Origin of the sequence: Streptomyces sp. NPDC035033, from assembly GCF_040636735.1 — a bacterium.
In the GTDB taxonomy this organism is placed as follows: Bacteria; Actinomycetota; Actinomycetes; order Streptomycetales; family Streptomycetaceae; genus Streptomyces.
The window spans coordinates 1-15,294 of the sequence record NZ_JBEZUZ010000063.1; the positions used below are offsets into that span (position 1 = coordinate 1).

Genomic DNA, 15,294 nt, shown 5'->3' on the forward strand with positions numbered 1-15,294 from the left:
GGTCTGGAGACCCTGGTCGTGGAGACCGGCGGGCTCGGCGCCGAGGTGGTGCGCGGCATCGCCGGCAGCGACCTGCCGGCGCTGGAGAGCCTCGATTGCCCATCGCGGTGGGCGCGACGACGACCACCCGCTCCCACCCGGCCGCGAGGTGCGCGTTGGCGGTGGAGTGGACGCCGCCGTCGATCCAGCGCCGCCCGGCGAGGCTCACGGGCGGCCAGGCGCCCGGGATCGCGCAGCTGGCCGTGACCGCGTCCACGAGGCCGACGTCCGCGGCGCCGCCGTCGAAGACGGCGAGCGCGCCGCTCCGCGCGTCGACGGCCGTCAGCCGGAGCCGGCCCGCCCCGGGCCACTCGGTGACGCCGCCGAGCCGCTTCGCCACGGTGGCCCGCCGGGTGGCCTCGTCGACGGTGCGGGCGCGCAGGGCGAGCCCGCCGAGCTTGCGGCCGTACGCCTCCGGGGTGCGGGAGGTCAGCACCGCGAGGGTGTACCGCAGGAGGGTCCCGGGGCCGAAGCGGACGGCCGGTTCGGTGTCCGCGCCGTCCGTCTGGCGCCCGTACAGCTCGGCGGGGGCGGTGGTGCCGGAGGTGAGGAGGGCGCCGACGACGGCGCCGGCGGAGCTGCCGACGACCAGGTCCGCGTCGGAGAGGTCCACGCCCGCCTCGGCGAGGCCGTGGAGGATCCCCACCTCCCAGGCGGCGCCCACGAGCCCGCCCGCTCCGAGGACGAGCGCCGTCCCGCCGCCCGTCGTCCCGCCCGTCGAACCGCCCGTCGTCCCGCCCGCGGGCGTGGTCTCCTCGTCCGTCATGCTCCGAGTCTGGCGCAGCCGCCGGACGGCGGCCGCGGCGGGGTGGCCGTCCGGACCGCCCCGGCTCACAGGTGCTTGAGGGCCTCGCGGACGGAGAGCGGGGAGAAGAGGGAACGGTTGGCCGCGACGAAGGCGCGCACCTCGCCGGGGGCGGTCCTGGCGTACTCGCGCAGGCTCCAGCCGATCGCCTTCCGGAGGAAGAAGTCGGTGTCGGCGGCCCGCCGCAGGCAGTAGGAGAAGAGCCGGTCGGCGTCCGTGTCCCCCTTGAAGCGCAGCTGGTGGAGGAGGGCGGCGCGGGCGATCCAGAGGTCCTCGTCGTCGATCCAGGCGTCCATCTCCCCGGCGAGCGCGGGGTCGGCAGCGACGAGTCCGCCCACGACGTGGGCGGCGAGGTGGTCGACGGTGTCCCACCAGGAGACGGTGGTGACGAGCCGGCGGGCGACGGGCAGGAAGCCGGACGAGCAGCGCTTCACGTGGCGGCGCAGGTAGTCGACGGCGAAGTAGTGGTACTCGCGCTCGGGCAGGGCGAAGCAGCGCAGGGCGACGGCCTCGCAGTCGCCCTCGCCGGGGCGGGGCGTGCCGTCCAGCACGGCCCGGGAGAGCGCGCGGCGCTCCGGCGCCCGGATGCCGAGGAAGGGCGCCGCGCCCTTCATGTACGCGACCATCTCCTGCGCCCGGAAGGGGTTCCCGGCAGCGGGATAGAGCGTGGTCAGCCGGGCCACGAGGACGTCGGCGAGCTCGCTGTCGGGGACGTCGCCGCGCACGGGGCCGGCCCCCGGACCGGAGGCGGCGTCAGGGGCTGCGTCGGGAGCGGACATGGCGCACATTACGGCGATCATACGGAGGTGTCCGTTACTCTCCCGGGATGCTCGCTCCCGTGCCCCGGCCGACGGACCCGTTCGCCGTCCGCTGCTCCCGGGCCCTGCTCTCGCCCCGGTCGCGGCTCTCGCTGCTCGCGCTCGTCCTGCTGGGCGCCGCCACGCTGGTGGTGCTGTACGAGCCGCAGCGGCTGCTGGCGGCGGGATGGCCGCGGACGGGCGGCGCGGGCGCGGTGCTGCTCTTCGGACTGGCGTACGGCCTGTGCACGGCGGCGTTCGTGCCGCGGCCGGTGCTGAACCTGGCGGCGGGCGCGCTCTTCGGCTCGGGGGCCGGCCTGACGGCGGCGGTCGCGGGGACGGTGCTGGGCGCGGGGATCTCGTTCACGCTGGGCCGGGTGCTCGGCCAGGACGCGCTGCGGCCGCTGCTCAGGGGGCGGTGGCTGCGGGCGGCGGACGGGCAGCTGAGCCGGCACGGCTTCCGTTCGATGCTGGCGATCCGGCTCTTCCCCGGCGTGCCGTTCGCCGCCGCCAACTACGGCGCGGCCGTCTCCCGGATGGGGTACGCGCCGTTCCTGCTGGCGACGGCGATCGGTACGGTGCCGAACACGGCGGCCTACGTGGTGGCCGGGGCGCGGGCGGGCGAGCCGGGGTCCCCGGCGTTCCTGATCTCGGCGGGGTTCATCGTGCTGTCGGTGCTGGGCGCGGCGGTGGTGGCCTGGCGCAAGCGGCACGCGCTGCGGCGCCCGGTCTCCCCGCGGCCCGCGGCCGCCGCCGTCGCCGCGGAGCGGGAGCCCGTGGCCGCTCCCTGATCCGGCCCGGCCGGCGGGCCGCCCCCTCCGGGGCCCGCCGCCGGTCCCACCTGGACACGGGCCCGTCACCTGGGGACGGTACGCTGCGCTCGACCTTCTGACCGCACACGTACATAACGGGACGGCCCTAGCCCCATGAGTTGGTTCGAATCGTTCATCCTCGGGCTCGTCCAGGGGCTGACGGAGTTCCTTCCCATCTCGTCCAGCGCGCACCTCCGACTGACCGCGGCCTTCGCGGGCTGGGAGGATCCAGGCGCGGCCTTCACGGCGATCACGCAGATCGGTACGGAGACCGCCGTCCTGATCTACTTCCGCAAGGACATCGGCAGGATCGTCTCGGCGTGGTTCCGTTCGCTGACGGACAAGTCGATGCGCTCCGACCACGACGCCCAGATGGGCTGGCTGGTGATCGTCGGCTCCGTCCCGATCGGCGTCCTCGGCATCACGCTCAAGGACCAGATCGAGGGCCCCTTCCGCGATCTGCGGCTCATCGCCACCACCCTCATCGTGATGGGCGTGGTGCTCGGCGTCGCCGACCGGCTCGCCGCCCGCGACGAGATCGGCGGCCGGCACCGCGCGATCCGCGAGCGCAAGACGCTCAAGGACCTCGGCGTCCGCGACGGCCTGATCTACGGCTTCTGCCAGGCGATGGCCCTCATCCCGGGCGTCTCGCGCTCCGGCGCGACCATCTCCGGCGGTCTGCTCATGGGCTACACCCGCGAGTCCGCCGCCCGCTACTCGTTCCTCCTGGCCATCCCCGCCGTCCTCGCCTCCGGCCTCTTCGAGCTGAAGGACGCGGGCGAGGGGCACGTCTCCTGGGGCCCGACGGTCTTCGCGACGATCGTCGCCTTCGGGGTGGGGTACGCGGTGATCGCCTGGTTCATGAAGTTCATCACCACGAAGTCCTTCATGCCGTTCGTGATCTACCGCATCGCGCTCGGCATCCTGCTGTTCGTCCTGGTCGGCACGGACGTCCTCAGCCCGCACGCGGGCGAGTCCGCCGACTGACCGCCGCACCACGCCCGGCCGGGGCGGGCCCGCACCGCGCGGGCCCGCCCCGGCCCGTTTCCGGCGCCGGTACGGGGCGCGCCTCAGCCCCGGTACGGGACGCGGGCGATTTCCCGGACGCCGCCCAGGGTCCCCCACTCGTTCTTCCCGAGCCGGGTCAGCGGCCGCATCCTCGTGATCTCGGGGTGCCCGTCGGCCATGGACGCCTCGTCGACGGCCACGTGCACGACGCGCCCGAAGACCACCGTCGAGTCGCCGATCCGGAGCGTGCTGTGCAGGACGCACTCCAGCGCCACCGGCGAGGCGGCCACGCGCGGGGCCTTCACCCGGAGGCTCGGCTCGCGTTCCACCCCGCACGCGTCGAACTCGCTCGTCCCGCGCGGGAAGTCCGTCGCCGTCGCGTTGATCTGCTCGAAGAGGCCCTCGGGGGCGAGGTTCACCACGAACTCGCCGGTCTCCTCCACGTTGCGCAGCGAGTCCTTCCGGCCGACGGAGGTGAACTGCACGACCGGCGGGTTCACCGAGGCGATGGTGAAGAAGGAGTGCGGGGCGAGGTTGTCCGTGCCGTCGGCGGAGCTCGTGGACACCCAGGCGATCGGCCGGGGGACGACGGTCGCGGTCAGCAGCCGGTAGACGGAGGCGGGGTCGGTCAGGGACGGGTCGACGTCGATGCGCATCCGGCCAGTATGACCGTCGTACGGGACGGCGGGCGCACGCCTCTTGGCTCCGCACGCCCGCTGCCCGACACTGAGGCGATGACGCAGCGCGTGGACCTCGCGAACGTGATGGACCGGCTCGCCATCGACGACCTGATCACCGGTTACGCGGCGGCCGTGGACGACGCCGACTGGACCGCCTACCGCGCCCTCTTCACCCCCGACGGGCGCGCCGACTACTCCGGCTCCGGCGGCGTCGAGGGGCCCGCGGCCGAGGTGGCCGACTGGCTGGCGGAGACGATGCCGCTCTTCCCGGTGCGCCAGCACCTGATCGTCAACCGGCGGGTGACCCTCCACCTGCCCGGTGGCTACGGCGAGTACGGCGACGCGGCCGACGTCCGCGCCGACTACGTCAACCCGATGCGGACGGCCTCCGGCGACGACTTCGTCTGCGGCGGCCGGTACGCCTTCGCCGCGCGCCGCACCGCCGACGGCTGGCGCCTGCGCTCGGTCGTCGTCGAGGAGCGCTGGCGCCGGCTGCCCTGAGCGGGCCCCGTCGCGGCGGGCGGGCGCAGACTGGAGGCGACGGGCGGGAGGCACGCCATGCGGAACCCCTTCGGGCGCGCGGAGCCGGACGCCGGACGGGCCCCGGACCGGCACCGGCCGGCGGGCGTGCTCCGGTCGGCGCTCGCCGTCGTCCTCGGCGCGCTGCCGGCGTTCGCGTTCCCCGCGCCGGGGCTGTGGTGGTGGGCGTACGTCTGTCTCGTGCCCTGGCTGCTGCTGGTGCGCACGGCTCCGGGGGCGCGCCGCGCCGCGCTGGACGGGTGGTGCGGGGGCGCCGGGTTCCTGCTGGCCGCGCACCACTGGCTGCTGCCGAGCGTGCATGTGTTCCTGCTGGTCATGGCGGTGCTGCTGGGGCTGCTCTGGGTGCCGTGGGCGGTGCTCGCGCGGGCGCTGCTCGGCGGCGCGCCGGGCCTCCGGCGGGCCGCCGCGGCGCTGTTCGCCGTGCCGTCGGGGTGGCTGCTGATCGAGCTGGTGCGGTCGTGGGAGGGGCTGGGCGGGCCGTGGGGGCTGCTGGGGGCGAGCCAGTGGGAGGTGCCGGTGGCGCTGCGGCTCGCGTCGGTCGGCGGGGTGTGGCTGGTGAGCCTGCTGGTGGTGGCGGTGAACACGGCCGTGGTGCTGCTGGTCGCCGTGCCGGGGCCGCGGGCGGTGGGGGCGGCGGGGCTGGCCGGCTGCGCCCTGGTGGCGGGGGTCGCGGCGTGGGGCGCCGGGGCGCCGCGCCCGTCGGGGTCGGTGCGGGTGGCGATGGTACAGCCGGGGGTGCACGACGGGCCGGAGGGGGCGGAGCGGCGGCTCGACCGGGCCGGGGAGCTGACCCGCGGTCTCGCCGGGCAGCGGGTGGACCTGGTGGTGTGGGGCGAGAGCGGGGTGGGCCGGGACCCGGCCGGCGATCCGGCGCTCGCCGCGCGGCTCACCGGTCTCGCGCGGGCGGTGGACGCGCCGCTCCTGGTGAACGTGGACGCGCGCCGCGCGGACCGTCCCGGCATCTACAAGAGCGCCCTGCTGTTCACACCGGACGGGCCGACCGGTGACCGGTACGACAAGATGCGGCTCGTGCCCTTCGGCGAGTACGTGCCGGCCCGGGGGCTGCTCGGCTGGGCGACGTCCGTGGGCGAGGCGGCGCGGGAGGACCGGCGGCGGGGCACGGCACCGGTCGTGATGCGCCTGCCCGGCGGCGAGCGCCCGCTGCGGATCGGACCGCTGGTCTGCTTCGAGTCCTCGTTCCCCGACATGAGCCGCCGGCTGGCCCGGGACGGGGCGGACGTGATCGTGGTGCAGTCCGCGACCAGCACCTTCCAGCACAGCTGGGCCCCCGCGCAGCATGCCGCGCTGGCCGCGCTCCGGGCGGCGGAGACGGGCCGCCCGGTGGCGCACGTGACGCTGACCGGGATCAGCGCCGCGTACGGTCCGGACGGCGGGCGCGTGGGGCCCGTCGTCGGCACGGACGCGAGCGGCGCCGTCGTACGGGAGCTGCCGCTGTCGGGGGCGACGACGCCCTACGCCCGCTGGGGCGACTGGCCGCTGTACGGTGCGTGCGCCGTGGTCGGCGCGGTGTGCGCGGCGGGCGCCGGGGCGCTCAGGCGGCCTGGTCCAGGGCGTCGCGGACGACCCGCTCGCACAGTTCGTGGGTGAGCAGGGCGTCGCGGGCGCTGAGCACCCGGCCGTCCCGGACGGCGTCGAGGAAGGCGAGCACGGCCTGTTCGATGCCGCGCTGGCGGGCGACCGGGACCCAGTCGCCGCGGCGGCGGACGGTGGGCTGGCCCTTGTGGTCGACGATCTCGGCGAGGTTGAGGACCTGGCGCTTGGTGTCCTGGCCGGAGACCTCCAGGACCTCCTCGGTGGAGCCGTTCATCCGGTTCATCACGCCGAGGGCGGTGAAGCCGTCGCCGGAGAGCTGGAGCACCACGTGGTGCATCAGGCCGTCGCGGATCCGGGCGCGGACGTCGATGTGGTCGGCCGGTCCGGGGAGCAGGAAGCGGAGGGTGTCGACGACGTGGATGAAGTCGTCGAGGACGAAGGTGCGGGGGTCCTCGGGGAGTCCGATCCGGTTCTTCTGCAGCAGGATCAGGTCGCGCGGGTGGTCGAGGCACTGGGCGTAGGCGGGGGCGAAGCGCCGGTTGAAGCCGACGGCGAGGGAGACGCCCCGCTTCTCGGCGAGTTCCACGATCCGCTCGGAGTCGGCGTACTCGTAGGCGAGCGGCTTGTCGACGTAGGTGGGGACGCCGGCGTCGAGGAGGCGGGCGGCGATCTCGGCGTGGACGTCGGTGGAGGCGTGCACGAAGGCCGCGTCGAGTCCGGCGGCGAGGAGCGAGTCGAGGTCCCGGTGGCGGCGGGCGGCCGGCAGGTGCAGGGTGTCGGCGACCCGCTCCAGGGTGGCGGGGGTGCGGGTCTGGAGGTGGAGTTCGACCCCGGGGAGGGTGCCGAGGACGGGCAGGTACGCCTTCTGCGCGATGTCGCCGAGTCCGATGCAGCCGATCTTCACGGGGTCTCTCCCTCTGCGGTGGTCCGACGGCCCGTGGTACGGGGGCCGTTCGCGCCGGTCAGCTTACGCGGGAGGGGGCCGGCTCGACCGGCGGGCGCCGGTCGGCGACGCCGTCGAAGCCGCGGAGGAAGCCGGGTCCGAAGCGGGAGACGGTCCGCACGAGCCTGTCGCGCAGGGCGACGGCGGGCGGGCCGGGACGAGGGTGGGGGCGCCGGTCGAGCCGGCCCCGGAGGCGACCCGCCGCCCCGGGCCGCGCGGCTTCTGCGACCGGGCGGGCTCCGCCTTCCGCGACCCGGTGACCGCGATGATGCGCGGCGCCGGCTCGCCGGCCCCGGAGCGGCACGCGCTCTCGGTCATCGCCCGGTGCGAGGGGCTGATGTTCTCCCGCGCCGCCGGCTCCTGCCACGCGGCCGTGCCGAGCCGGGCGGAGCCGCGGACCGGTCTCGGCGAGCTGCTGCGCGGAACGCTCACCGGCCCGTCACGCTGAACCGCTGGCGGCCGGGGCCGGCCGTCCGCGACGATGCCCCGTATGACGATCGATCACACGGCAGCGCCCGAGCGCGTCGAACCGTCCACCACCGCGGACGAGCGCCAGGCCCTGGAGCAGTGGCTCGACTACCACCGCGCGACCCTGGCGACGAAGTGCGCGGGCCTCACCGACGCGCAGGTGCGCACCGCCTCCGCCCCGCCCTCCGCCCTCAGCCTCCTCGGCCTGGTCCGGCACATGGCCGAGGTCGAGCGCGGCTGGTTCCGCAAGGTCCTCGCCGGCGAGGAGACCACCTGGCTGTACGCCACCGAGGAGGACTTCGACCGGGACATCCACACCACCGCGGAGGACACCTACGCGGAGGCGTACGCCGTCTGGCAGGCCGAGATCGCCCGCGCCCGCGAGATCGCGGCCGGGCGTTCCCTCGACGACCTCGGAGCCGGCGTCCACCACAGCGGCGAGCTGTTCAACCTGCGCTGGATCTACCTCCACATGATCGAGGAGTACGCGCGGCACAACGGCCACGCCGACCTCATCCGCGAGCGGATCGACGGCGCCACCGGCGTCTGACGTCCCGCTCCGCGGTCCGCCCGGTCAAGGAGGGTGACCGGGCGCTCACCCGTGCGGGGCATTCCCCGCCGGTAGGGGTTCGAAGATCGTCGCCGGAGCAGCAGAGTGGCGCGGGTGCAAGGAACCCGAACCCCCGCGCGACTCCTGGCCGGCGCGGCCGTCGTCGCCGCCCTGGCCGGATGCACGGCCGTCGACGGCCCGCCCCCGGAGCCCCCACCGGCCCCCGCGCCCGCCGCCGAGCCCGTACGCCCCGCCCAGGACGTGGAGCCGCAGATCGCCCTCCAGGGGCCGGCCCGGGAGGCGCTCGAAGCGGCCCTTCCGTCGCCGGCGCCCGCCGTCGCCCCGCCCCGGGGCGAGACCCGTCGCACCACCGGCCGCGCCGCCCCGCCCCGTACCGCCGCCCCCGAGCCCTCCCCCACCCCCGTCCCCGTCCGCGAGCGCCCGTCGGCCCGGCCCCGGGCCGAGGTGCCGCGCCCGGTCGCGCCCGGGGTCCCGGGGCCGGAGCGGCCGGAAGGGCCGCCGCGGGAGGTGCCCCCGGTCACCGGCGCGGACGTGTGCGACCTGGGCGAACGGTACGGCGGCTGGGACCCGGCGAGCGTCCAGGCCGAACTGTGCCGGGACGTGTCCGCGCGCCGGGCGCGGGGCTGAGGGGGCTCACCCCTCGCGAAGCCGCCGGTCCAGCCGGTCGATCGCGGCCCGGACGCCCCTGCCGTAGCGGTCGTCGTCGAGGGCCTCGGAGGCGACGCGGGCCCGGTCCAGATGGGCCCGCGCGGCGTCCGGCCGCCGCAGTTTGGCGTAGTCGGCGGCGAGGTTGAGGTGGAGCGAGGGGTAGAGGGCCCGCAGGGCGGGGGCCGAGTCGTGCGCGGCGAGCCGCCCGTCCTCCAGTCCCTCGGCGGCGCTCAGGGCGCGCAGGTCCCAGGCCAGTTCGGTGTCCGGGTCGTCCTGGGCGTCCGCCAGGTAGTGGGCGAGGGTGCAGCGGTGCAGGGGGTCCCCGTCGGGGCCGAGCTGCTGCCACAGGGTGCCGAGGCGGTTGCGGGCCTCCTCCCGGTCGCCCCCGTGGAGCAGCATCCTCGCCTGCCCGATCCGGGTCAGGACCGCCTCATCCGTTGTCCGCTGCTGCTCGGTCACCGCGGCCTCCCGGCGCTCGCCCTGCGTGGAGGAACGACGCTAACCGGCCGCGGCCCCGATCCGGCCGAGGCTCAGCCGAGGTCCGGGATGCGCCAGTCGATCGGCTCGTGGCCCTGGGCCGCGACGGCCTCGTCGATCTGGCTGAACGGCCTGGAGCCGAAGAACTTCTTCGCCGACAGCGGCGAGGGGTGGGCGCCCTTCACCACGACGTGCCGCTCCTCGTCGATGAGGGGCAGCTTCTTCTGGGCGTAGTTGCCCCACAGGACGAAGACGGCGGGGTCCGGGCGGGAGGCGACGGCCTTGATGACGGCGTCGGTGAACTTCTCCCAGCCCTTGCCCTTGTGCGAGTTCGCCTCGCCGGCGCGGACGGTGAGGACCGCGTTGAGCAGCAGCACGCCCTGCTCGGCCCACGGCATCAGATAGCCGTTGTCCGGGATCGGGAGGCCCAGGTCCGCCTGCATCTCCTTGTAGATGTTCCGCAGGGACGGCGGGGTCTTCACGCCGGGCCGGACGGAGAAGCACAGGCCGTGGCCCTGGCCCTCGCCGTGGTACGGGTCCTGACCGAGGATCAGGACCTTCACCTTGTCGTACGGGGTGGCGGCCAGGGCGGCGAAGACCTCGTCCTTCGGCGGGTAGACCGGCCCGGCGGCCCGCTCCTGCTCGACGAACTCGACGAGCTGGGCGAAGTACGGCTTGTCCAGCTCCTCGCCGAGGACGCCCCGCCAGGATTCGGGCAGCATGTTGATGTCGGTCACGGTCCACACCCTCCGGTGGTTCGGCAGTTCTGGATACGGAACCTACCGGGCCCCACTGACAGCGGGCGCCGGCGGTCTCCCGCACCGGCGCCCGCCGGCCGCCTCCGCGGCCTCCGGTCCCGCCTACCAGCTGGCCCGGCGGTGCAGCTCCCACAGCTGCATGACGGTCTGCGGGTCGAGCGCGCGCTCGCCGCCGCCGATGTCCTCGCGGGCCGCGATGTACAGCTTGCCCTGCCACAGCGGCAGCAGCCGGACGTCGTCGGCCATGATGGACTGCGCCTCGACGAACTCGTCGGTGACGGCCCCGCGGTCGCTCTCGCGGCGGGACTTGGGCAGCAGCTCGTCGGTGATGCGCGGGCGCAGGTAGGGGGTGCCGAGCACGTTCTTCTTGCCGAGGAAGGGGGCGACGAAGTTGTCCGGGTCCGGGAAGTCGGGGAACCAGCCGCGGCCGAAGACCGGGTACTCGCCCTTCTGGTAGGCGGCCTGGTACTCGGTCCACGGCTTGCCCTGGACGGTGACCTCGAAGAGGCCGGACTCCTCCAGCTGGCGCTTCAGCTCGGCGAACTCGGCGGCGGTCGAGGAGCCGTACCGGTCGGTCGTGTACCAGAAGTTCAGCTCGACCTTCTCGGTGATGCCGGCCTCGCGGAGGATCTTCTTCGCCTTGGCCTTGTCGGGGTGGCCGTAGGTGTCGAAGAACTTGGTGGTGTGGGCGGCGATGCCCTTGGGCACCATCGAGTACAGGGGCTCGGCGGTGCCCCGGTAGACCTTGCTGACCAGTTCGCCGCGGTTGACGAGCTGCGCGATGGCCCGGCGGACGGCCGGGTCGGCGACGGACTCGTCCTCGGTGTTGAAGACGAGGTAGCGGATGTCGGCGCCGGTGGACTCGATGATCTGGAGGCCCTTGTTCTCCTCCTTGGCGTCCTGGAGCGAGGTCACCTCCTCCGCGGTCAGACCGCGGTAGGTGGCGTCGATCTCCTCGTTGCGCAGCGCCTTGACCATCGTCTCCGAGTCGTCGAAGTACTTGATGGTCACGCCGCCGTTCTTGCGGTCGGCGAAGCCCTTGTAGTTCGGGTTCCGGGTCAGCTCGGCCTGCTTGCCCACCTCGTACCCGTCGAGGACGTACGGGCCGGAGCCGGCGATCTTGCCGTCCTTCTCGCGCAGCTTGTCGGCCGGGTACTCGGCCGGGTCCACGATCGACATCGCGGGCGTGGCGAGGACGAAGGGGAAGGTGGCGTCGGCCTTGTTGAGCTTGAAGACGACCGTGCGGTCGCCGACCGTCTCGATGGAGTCGAGCGAGCCGAGCATGCCGTTGGGGCCGCCCTCGGCGTCGATCGTGCGGATGCGCTCGATCGAGTACTGCACGGCCTTGGCGTCGAGCTTGTGGCCGTTGGAGAACGTGAGCCCTTCGAGGAGCGTGCACTCGAAGACCCGGCTGGACGCGTCCGTGAATTTGCATTCGGCCGCGTCCGGCTTCGGAGTGGTCGTTCCGGTGGGGAAACTCAGCAGGGTCTGGTAGACGTTCCTGAAAAGCTCCCAGGAATTGTCCCAGGAAGCCGCCGGATCGAGCGTGGTGGGCGAACTTGTCGTCCCGATCGTGATCCTCTGCTCCCCGGCGGATTCGGTATCCGAGAAAACACCGCATCCGGATACCAGGGATATGGACGCAAGGGCTGCAGCGGCCTGCAGACTCGTCCGGTTGAACACGTGCACGCTCCTCGTTCAGCCTGGGGTCGGCCGACGATACCGCAGTACCCCGCCAGGTCAATGGGCGAGCCCGGCGGGGCACTTGAGGCAATCGAGATGCAACCGGGGCCAATCCGGACACGGAATCCCGGAAAGTGTCCGGTAATCGGTCACCCGACTCCGGCGTTCAGGAAAATGCCGCCGTCGACGACGAGCGTCTGACCTGTGATCCAGCCCGACTGATCCGAGGTCAGGAAGGCCGCGGCGCCCCCGATGTCCTCCGGCACGCCGAGCCGGCCCATCGGATAGGAGGCGGCCGCCTCGGCCTCCCGGCCCTCGTAGAGCGCCTGGGCGAATTTCGTCTTCACGACGGCCGGGGCGATCGCGTTGACCCGGACCACCGGCGCGAATTCGTGCGCCAGCTGCTGGGTCAGGTTGATCATCGCGGCTTTGCTGACGCCGTATGCCCCGATGAAGGGGGAGGCGGAGATTCCGGCGACGGAGGCGATGTTCACGATCGCGCCGCCGTTCTCCTTCTGCCAGGCGTGCCAGGTCCGCTGCGCGAATCCGAGCGCCGAGACGACATTGGTCTCGAAGACCTTTCGGGCGACGTCCAGGTCCAGGTCCGCGATGGGCCCGAAGACCGGATTCGTGCCGGCGTTGTTCACCAGGTAGTCGACGCGGCCGAAGGCGTCCATCGCCGCCTCGACGGCGGCGGCCTGGTGGGCGGTGTCGTGGGCCTTGCCCGCGACCCCGACCGCCCGGTCGGCGCCGAGGCGCTCCACGGCCTCCTTGAGCGCCTCCTCGCCGCGTCCGGTGATGACGACCCGGTCGCCGCGGGCGACGAGCGCCTCCGCGATGCCGTAGCCGATGCCCCGGCTGGCGCCGGTGACGAGCGCGACCCTGCCGGAGGGCTCCGGCGGCTGCTGTGCGGTCATTCCGCTCTCCTCGTTCTCGCTTCGTTCTCGCTGCGCGGGGTCAGTTGAGCGGGCCGCCGGCCACGTACATGACCTGGCCGGAGACGAAGCCGGCGTCGTCGCCCGTGAAGAAGGCGATGGCGTTGGCGACGTCCTCGGGGCGGCCGACGCGCTGGACCGGGATCATGGAGGCGGCGGCGGCCTGGAAGTCCTCGAAGCCCATGCCGACGCGCTCGGCGGTCTGGGCGGTCATCTCGGTGACGATGAAGCCGGGGGCGACCGCGTTGGCGGTGACGCCGAACTTGCCGAGCTCCTTGGCCAGGGTCTTGGTGAAGCCCTGGAGGCCGGCCTTGACGGCCGAGTAGTTGGCCTGGCCCCGGTTGCCGAGCGCCGAGGAGGAGGAGAGCGAGACGATCCGGCCGAAGCCCGCGTCGACCATGTGCTTCTGACAGGCCTTCGCCATCAGGAACGCGCCCTTGAGGTGCACGTTCATGACCAGGTCCCAGTCGTCCTCGGACATCTTGAAGAGCAGGTTGTCGCGGAGCACTCCCGCGTTGTTGACGAGGATCGTCGGCGCGCCGAGCTCGGCGGCGACCCGGGCGACCGCGGCCTCCACCTGGGCGCCGTCGGAGACGTCGCAGCCCACCGCGAGGGCGCGGCCGCCGGCGGCGGTGATCTTCTCGACGGTGTCCTTGCAGGCCGCCTCGTCGAGGTCGAGGACGGCGACGGCGCGGCCCTCGGCCGCGAGGCGGATCGCGGTGGCGGCGCCGATGCCCCGTGCGGCACCGGTGACGACGGCTACGCGCTGCTCGGTGGTGGACATGCTTGCTTCTCCTCGCCCTCAGGGGTTCCCGGGCTCTCCCCCGGGACATGAGCGACCGCTTAGTATCGACCGCAGGACGAGACGCTAGAAGCCCTGGCACCCGGTGTCAACGGCCCACCGGGTGCACCCCGTCACTCTGTCGTCACTCCCCCGGCGACGGCGGCACGACACCGCGCGGGAAGGCGGCGCGTCGCCGCGCGAGGAGGCGGCGCGTCAGCGCACGAGGAGGTCGAGCAGGCGCTCCACCTCCGCCTCGGGGTCGCCGGTGAGGCCGGTGTGGACCGGGCCCGGCTGGACCACCGTGGAGCGCGGCGCGATCAGCCAGCGGAAGCGCCGGCCGGCGTCGTCCCCGGCGGCCTGCCCGGCCGCGTCCCCGCCGAGGCAGACCCCCTCGACGGCGCGCAGCGCCGCGCGGACGCCGGTGACGTCGGCCGCCGGGTCGAGCGCGGCCAGTTTGGCCTCGTCGAGGTGGGTGCGGGCGGCGACGAAGGACCGGGCACGGCAGTAGACGACCACGCCCGCGTTGAAGCACTCGCCGCGCTCGACGCGCGGCACCACGCGCAGCAGCGCGTACTCGAAGACATCGCGGTCGGTCACGTGGTGCTGTCCTTCTCGGGGGCGTGCTGCGGCCGGGGGGCGAGGCGCTCGGCGAGCCAGCCGGGCGGCTGCTGCGGGCGGCGCTCGGTGCGCGGGCCGAGGGTGATCCGCTCGTGGACGGAGGCGGCGCGCGGCAGCAGGGCCTCGACGTACGCGGCGCGCAGGGCGTCGGTGGAGTCGAAGCCGGGCTCGTCCACCAGCCACTCGTCGGGCACCTCGGCGGCGACCTCGTCGAGCAGCTCCCGGGTGACGAGCGGCGCCAGTTCGGCGGCGGCCGAGGCGATGTCCGGCGCGAAGGGGGCGAGGGCGTGGTCGGAGGCGTCGTACGGCTTGGCGGCGGAGGCCGCGGCGCCCGGCCAGTTGTGGTGCCAGATCATGGTGGCGCCGTGGTCGATGAGCCAGAGGTCGCCGTGCCAGACCAGCATGTTCGGGTTGCGCCAGGACCGGTCGACGTTGTTGATCACCGCGTCGAACCAGACGACCTTCCCGGCCTCCTCCGGGCCGACCTCGTACGCGAGCGGGTCGAAGCCCAGCGAGCCCGGCAGGAAGTCCATCCCCAGGTTGAGGCCGCCGCTCGCCTTGAGCAGCTCCTGCACCTCCTGGTCGGGCTCGGAGAGCCCGATGACCGGGTCGAGCTGGATGGTGACCAGTTCGGGCACGCGCAGCCCGAGCCGCCGGGCGAGCCCGCCGCAGATCACCTCGGCGACGAGGGTCTTGCGGCCCTGCCCGGCACCGGTGAACTTCATGACGTACGTGCCGAGGTCGTCGGCCTCGACGATCCCGGGGAGCGATCCGCCCTCGCGCAGGGGCGTGACGTAGCGGGTCGCTGTCACTTCTGTAAGCATCGTGCCAGGCTAACCGGCCGGGTGCGCCGGGGCCGGGGCGGGAACCGGCGGGTCCCCGGAGGAGTCCTGGGATCAGGGGGACGGGGCCGGGGGGCTCCGCGGAGGCCCCGCGGGAAGATCAGGGGGAGTTCATGGGCCTGTTCGACTTCGAGTTCGGCGGCAGGGACGGCGACGGGGCCGACGTGGGCGGGCACGGCTGTGGTTGGGGGACGGTGCTCTTCCTCGGTTTCTGCGTGCTGCTGGTGGTCGCGGCGCAGTGGGCCTTCGGCGCGGTCGGCGACCTGTTCGGCTGGCTGCTCGGCCTGCTGGACTGAGGCCGGACCGGGGCCGGGGGCCGCCGGCCCCGGTGC

The 15,294-nt window shown here is 74.0% G+C and carries 18 protein-coding genes and 3 pseudogenes; 9 read left to right on the forward strand and 12 right to left on the reverse strand.

Annotated elements, in window-relative coordinates; all coding sequences use genetic code 11:
* A pseudogene (locus tag AB0E83_RS23660) lies at window positions 1–96 on the forward strand (leucine-rich repeat domain-containing protein); the annotation flags it as partial.
* Between the two features lie 106 nt (window positions 97–202).
* Here the strand turns inward: AB0E83_RS23660 and AB0E83_RS23665 are convergent.
* Window positions 203–805, reverse strand: a pseudogene (locus tag AB0E83_RS23665) (patatin-like phospholipase family protein); the annotation flags it as partial.
* A 65-nt stretch (window positions 806–870) separates the two neighbouring features.
* Window positions 871–1,623: a DNA alkylation repair protein gene (locus tag AB0E83_RS23670; RefSeq protein WP_362115228.1), complete on the reverse strand. Its 753-nt coding sequence runs from the start codon at window positions 1,621–1,623 to the stop codon at window positions 871–873.
* 47 nt (window positions 1,624–1,670) lie between these two features.
* Between AB0E83_RS23670 and AB0E83_RS23675 the strand changes: the two genes are divergently transcribed.
* Both AB0E83_RS23675 and AB0E83_RS23680 read left to right on the forward strand, forming a co-directional pair.
* Window positions 1,671–2,432, forward strand: coding sequence for a TVP38/TMEM64 family protein (locus AB0E83_RS23675; RefSeq protein ID WP_362115231.1), 762 nt, complete (start codon window positions 1,671–1,673; stop codon window positions 2,430–2,432).
* 135 nt (window positions 2,433–2,567) lie between these two features.
* On the forward strand, window positions 2,568–3,440 hold the full coding sequence (locus AB0E83_RS23680; RefSeq protein ID WP_362115234.1) for an undecaprenyl-diphosphate phosphatase: 873 nt from the start codon (window positions 2,568–2,570) through the stop codon (window positions 3,438–3,440).
* Between the two features lie 83 nt (window positions 3,441–3,523).
* Here AB0E83_RS23680 and AB0E83_RS23685 read toward each other — a convergent pair whose 3' ends face one another.
* Window positions 3,524–4,117, reverse strand: coding sequence for a flavin reductase family protein (locus AB0E83_RS23685; protein WP_362115237.1), 594 nt, complete (start codon window positions 4,115–4,117; stop codon window positions 3,524–3,526).
* A 78-nt stretch (window positions 4,118–4,195) separates the two neighbouring features.
* Here AB0E83_RS23685 and AB0E83_RS23690 point away from each other — a divergent pair, with 78 nt between their 5' ends.
* Both AB0E83_RS23690 and lnt read left to right on the forward strand, forming a co-directional pair.
* Complete coding sequence (locus AB0E83_RS23690; protein WP_362115240.1) at window positions 4,196–4,642, forward strand: nuclear transport factor 2 family protein; 447 nt, start codon at window positions 4,196–4,198, stop codon at window positions 4,640–4,642.
* 57 nt (window positions 4,643–4,699) lie between these two features.
* The gene (lnt, locus tag AB0E83_RS23695) at window positions 4,700–6,289 is read left to right on the forward strand and encodes an apolipoprotein N-acyltransferase (protein ID WP_362115242.1); all 1,590 of its coding nucleotides are present in this window, start codon (window positions 4,700–4,702) and stop codon (window positions 6,287–6,289) included.
* Here lnt and AB0E83_RS23700 read toward each other — a convergent pair.
* Both AB0E83_RS23700 and AB0E83_RS23705 read right to left on the reverse strand, forming a co-directional pair.
* Window positions 6,234–7,139, reverse strand: a complete 906-nt coding sequence (locus tag AB0E83_RS23700) for a Gfo/Idh/MocA family oxidoreductase (RefSeq protein WP_362115245.1) — start codon at window positions 7,137–7,139, stop codon at window positions 6,234–6,236. The genes lnt and AB0E83_RS23700 overlap by 56 nt on opposite strands.
* Window positions 7,140–7,197: 58 nt before the next feature.
* Window positions 7,198–7,323: pseudogene (locus AB0E83_RS23705) on the reverse strand (monooxygenase); the annotation flags it as partial.
* Between the two features lie 18 nt (window positions 7,324–7,341).
* Between AB0E83_RS23705 and AB0E83_RS23710 the strand changes: the two are divergent.
* The 3 genes from AB0E83_RS23710 (at window position 7,342) to AB0E83_RS23720 (ending at window position 8,844) form a co-directional block, all read left to right on the forward strand.
* The gene (locus AB0E83_RS23710) at window positions 7,342–7,626 is read left to right on the forward strand and encodes a hypothetical protein (protein ID WP_362115248.1); all 285 of its coding nucleotides are present in this window, start codon (window positions 7,342–7,344) and stop codon (window positions 7,624–7,626) included.
* Between the two features lie 33 nt (window positions 7,627–7,659).
* Window positions 7,660–8,196, forward strand: coding sequence for a DinB family protein (locus AB0E83_RS23715; RefSeq protein WP_362115251.1), 537 nt, complete (start codon window positions 7,660–7,662; stop codon window positions 8,194–8,196).
* Between the two features lie 114 nt (window positions 8,197–8,310).
* Window positions 8,311–8,844, forward strand: a complete 534-nt coding sequence (locus AB0E83_RS23720; RefSeq protein WP_362115254.1) for a hypothetical protein — start codon at window positions 8,311–8,313, stop codon at window positions 8,842–8,844.
* A gap of 6 nt (window positions 8,845–8,850) precedes the next feature.
* Here AB0E83_RS23720 and AB0E83_RS23725 read toward each other — a convergent pair whose 3' ends face one another.
* The 7 genes from AB0E83_RS23725 to AB0E83_RS23755 form a co-directional block, all read right to left on the reverse strand.
* Complete coding sequence (locus AB0E83_RS23725) at window positions 8,851–9,324, reverse strand: hypothetical protein (protein ID WP_362115257.1); 474 nt, start codon at window positions 9,322–9,324, stop codon at window positions 8,851–8,853.
* Window positions 9,325–9,395: 71 nt separating this feature from the next.
* Entirely contained in the window at window positions 9,396–10,079 is a 684-nt protein-coding gene (gene ung, locus AB0E83_RS23730) for a uracil-DNA glycosylase (RefSeq protein ID WP_362115260.1), read from the reverse strand.
* 123 nt (window positions 10,080–10,202) lie between these two features.
* Window positions 10,203–11,783, reverse strand: coding sequence for an ABC transporter substrate-binding protein (locus AB0E83_RS23735; RefSeq protein WP_362115263.1), 1,581 nt, complete (start codon window positions 11,781–11,783; stop codon window positions 10,203–10,205).
* Window positions 11,784–11,932: 149 nt separating this feature from the next.
* Window positions 11,933–12,700: an SDR family oxidoreductase gene (locus AB0E83_RS23740; protein WP_362115266.1), complete on the reverse strand. Its 768-nt coding sequence runs from the start codon at window positions 12,698–12,700 to the stop codon at window positions 11,933–11,935.
* Between the two features lie 40 nt (window positions 12,701–12,740).
* Window positions 12,741–13,502, reverse strand: a complete 762-nt coding sequence (fabG, locus tag AB0E83_RS23745) for a 3-oxoacyl-ACP reductase FabG (protein WP_362115269.1) — start codon at window positions 13,500–13,502, stop codon at window positions 12,741–12,743.
* Between the two features lie 213 nt (window positions 13,503–13,715).
* Window positions 13,716–14,099: a DUF3037 domain-containing protein gene (locus tag AB0E83_RS23750; RefSeq protein WP_189849307.1), complete on the reverse strand. Its 384-nt coding sequence runs from the start codon at window positions 14,097–14,099 to the stop codon at window positions 13,716–13,718.
* Window positions 14,096–14,944, reverse strand: a complete 849-nt coding sequence (locus AB0E83_RS23755; RefSeq protein WP_362115272.1) for a HipA family kinase — start codon at window positions 14,942–14,944, stop codon at window positions 14,096–14,098. The genes AB0E83_RS23750 and AB0E83_RS23755 overlap by 4 nt, the downstream gene beginning before the upstream one ends.
* 131 nt (window positions 14,945–15,075) lie before the next feature.
* Between AB0E83_RS23755 and AB0E83_RS23760 the strand changes: the two genes are divergently transcribed.
* On the forward strand, window positions 15,076–15,258 hold the full coding sequence (locus AB0E83_RS23760) for a hypothetical protein (protein WP_362115275.1): 183 nt from the start codon (window positions 15,076–15,078) through the stop codon (window positions 15,256–15,258).
* The last annotated feature ends 36 nt before the right edge of the window (window positions 15,259–15,294 follow it).

Bases quoted from the DNA above. Each gene is read 5' to 3' on its own strand.
- AB0E83_RS23680 (WP_362115234.1), top strand. From the start codon at position 2,568: ATGAGTTGGTTCGAATCGTTCATCCTCGGGCTCGTCCAGGGGCTGACG.
- AB0E83_RS23670 (WP_362115228.1), bottom strand. From the start codon at position 1,623: ATGTCCGCTCCCGACGCAGCCCCTGACGCCGCCTCCGGTCCGGGGGCC.
- AB0E83_RS23740 (WP_362115266.1), bottom strand. From the start codon at position 12,700: ATGACCGCACAGCAGCCGCCGGAGCCCTCCGGCAGGGTCGCGCTCGTC.
- AB0E83_RS23755 (WP_362115272.1), bottom strand. From the start codon at position 14,944: ATGCTTACAGAAGTGACAGCGACCCGCTACGTCACGCCCCTGCGCGAG.
- AB0E83_RS23760 (WP_362115275.1), top strand. From the start codon at position 15,076: ATGGGCCTGTTCGACTTCGAGTTCGGCGGCAGGGACGGCGACGGGGCC.
- lnt (WP_362115242.1), top strand. From the start codon at position 4,700: ATGCGGAACCCCTTCGGGCGCGCGGAGCCGGACGCCGGACGGGCCCCG.
- AB0E83_RS23675 (WP_362115231.1), top strand. From the start codon at position 1,671: ATGCTCGCTCCCGTGCCCCGGCCGACGGACCCGTTCGCCGTCCGCTGC.
- AB0E83_RS23715 (WP_362115251.1), top strand. From the start codon at position 7,660: ATGCCCCGTATGACGATCGATCACACGGCAGCGCCCGAGCGCGTCGAA.
- AB0E83_RS23685 (WP_362115237.1), bottom strand. From the start codon at position 4,117: ATGCGCATCGACGTCGACCCGTCCCTGACCGACCCCGCCTCCGTCTAC.
- AB0E83_RS23690 (WP_362115240.1), top strand. From the start codon at position 4,196: ATGACGCAGCGCGTGGACCTCGCGAACGTGATGGACCGGCTCGCCATC.
- fabG (WP_362115269.1), bottom strand. From the start codon at position 13,502: ATGTCCACCACCGAGCAGCGCGTAGCCGTCGTCACCGGTGCCGCACGG.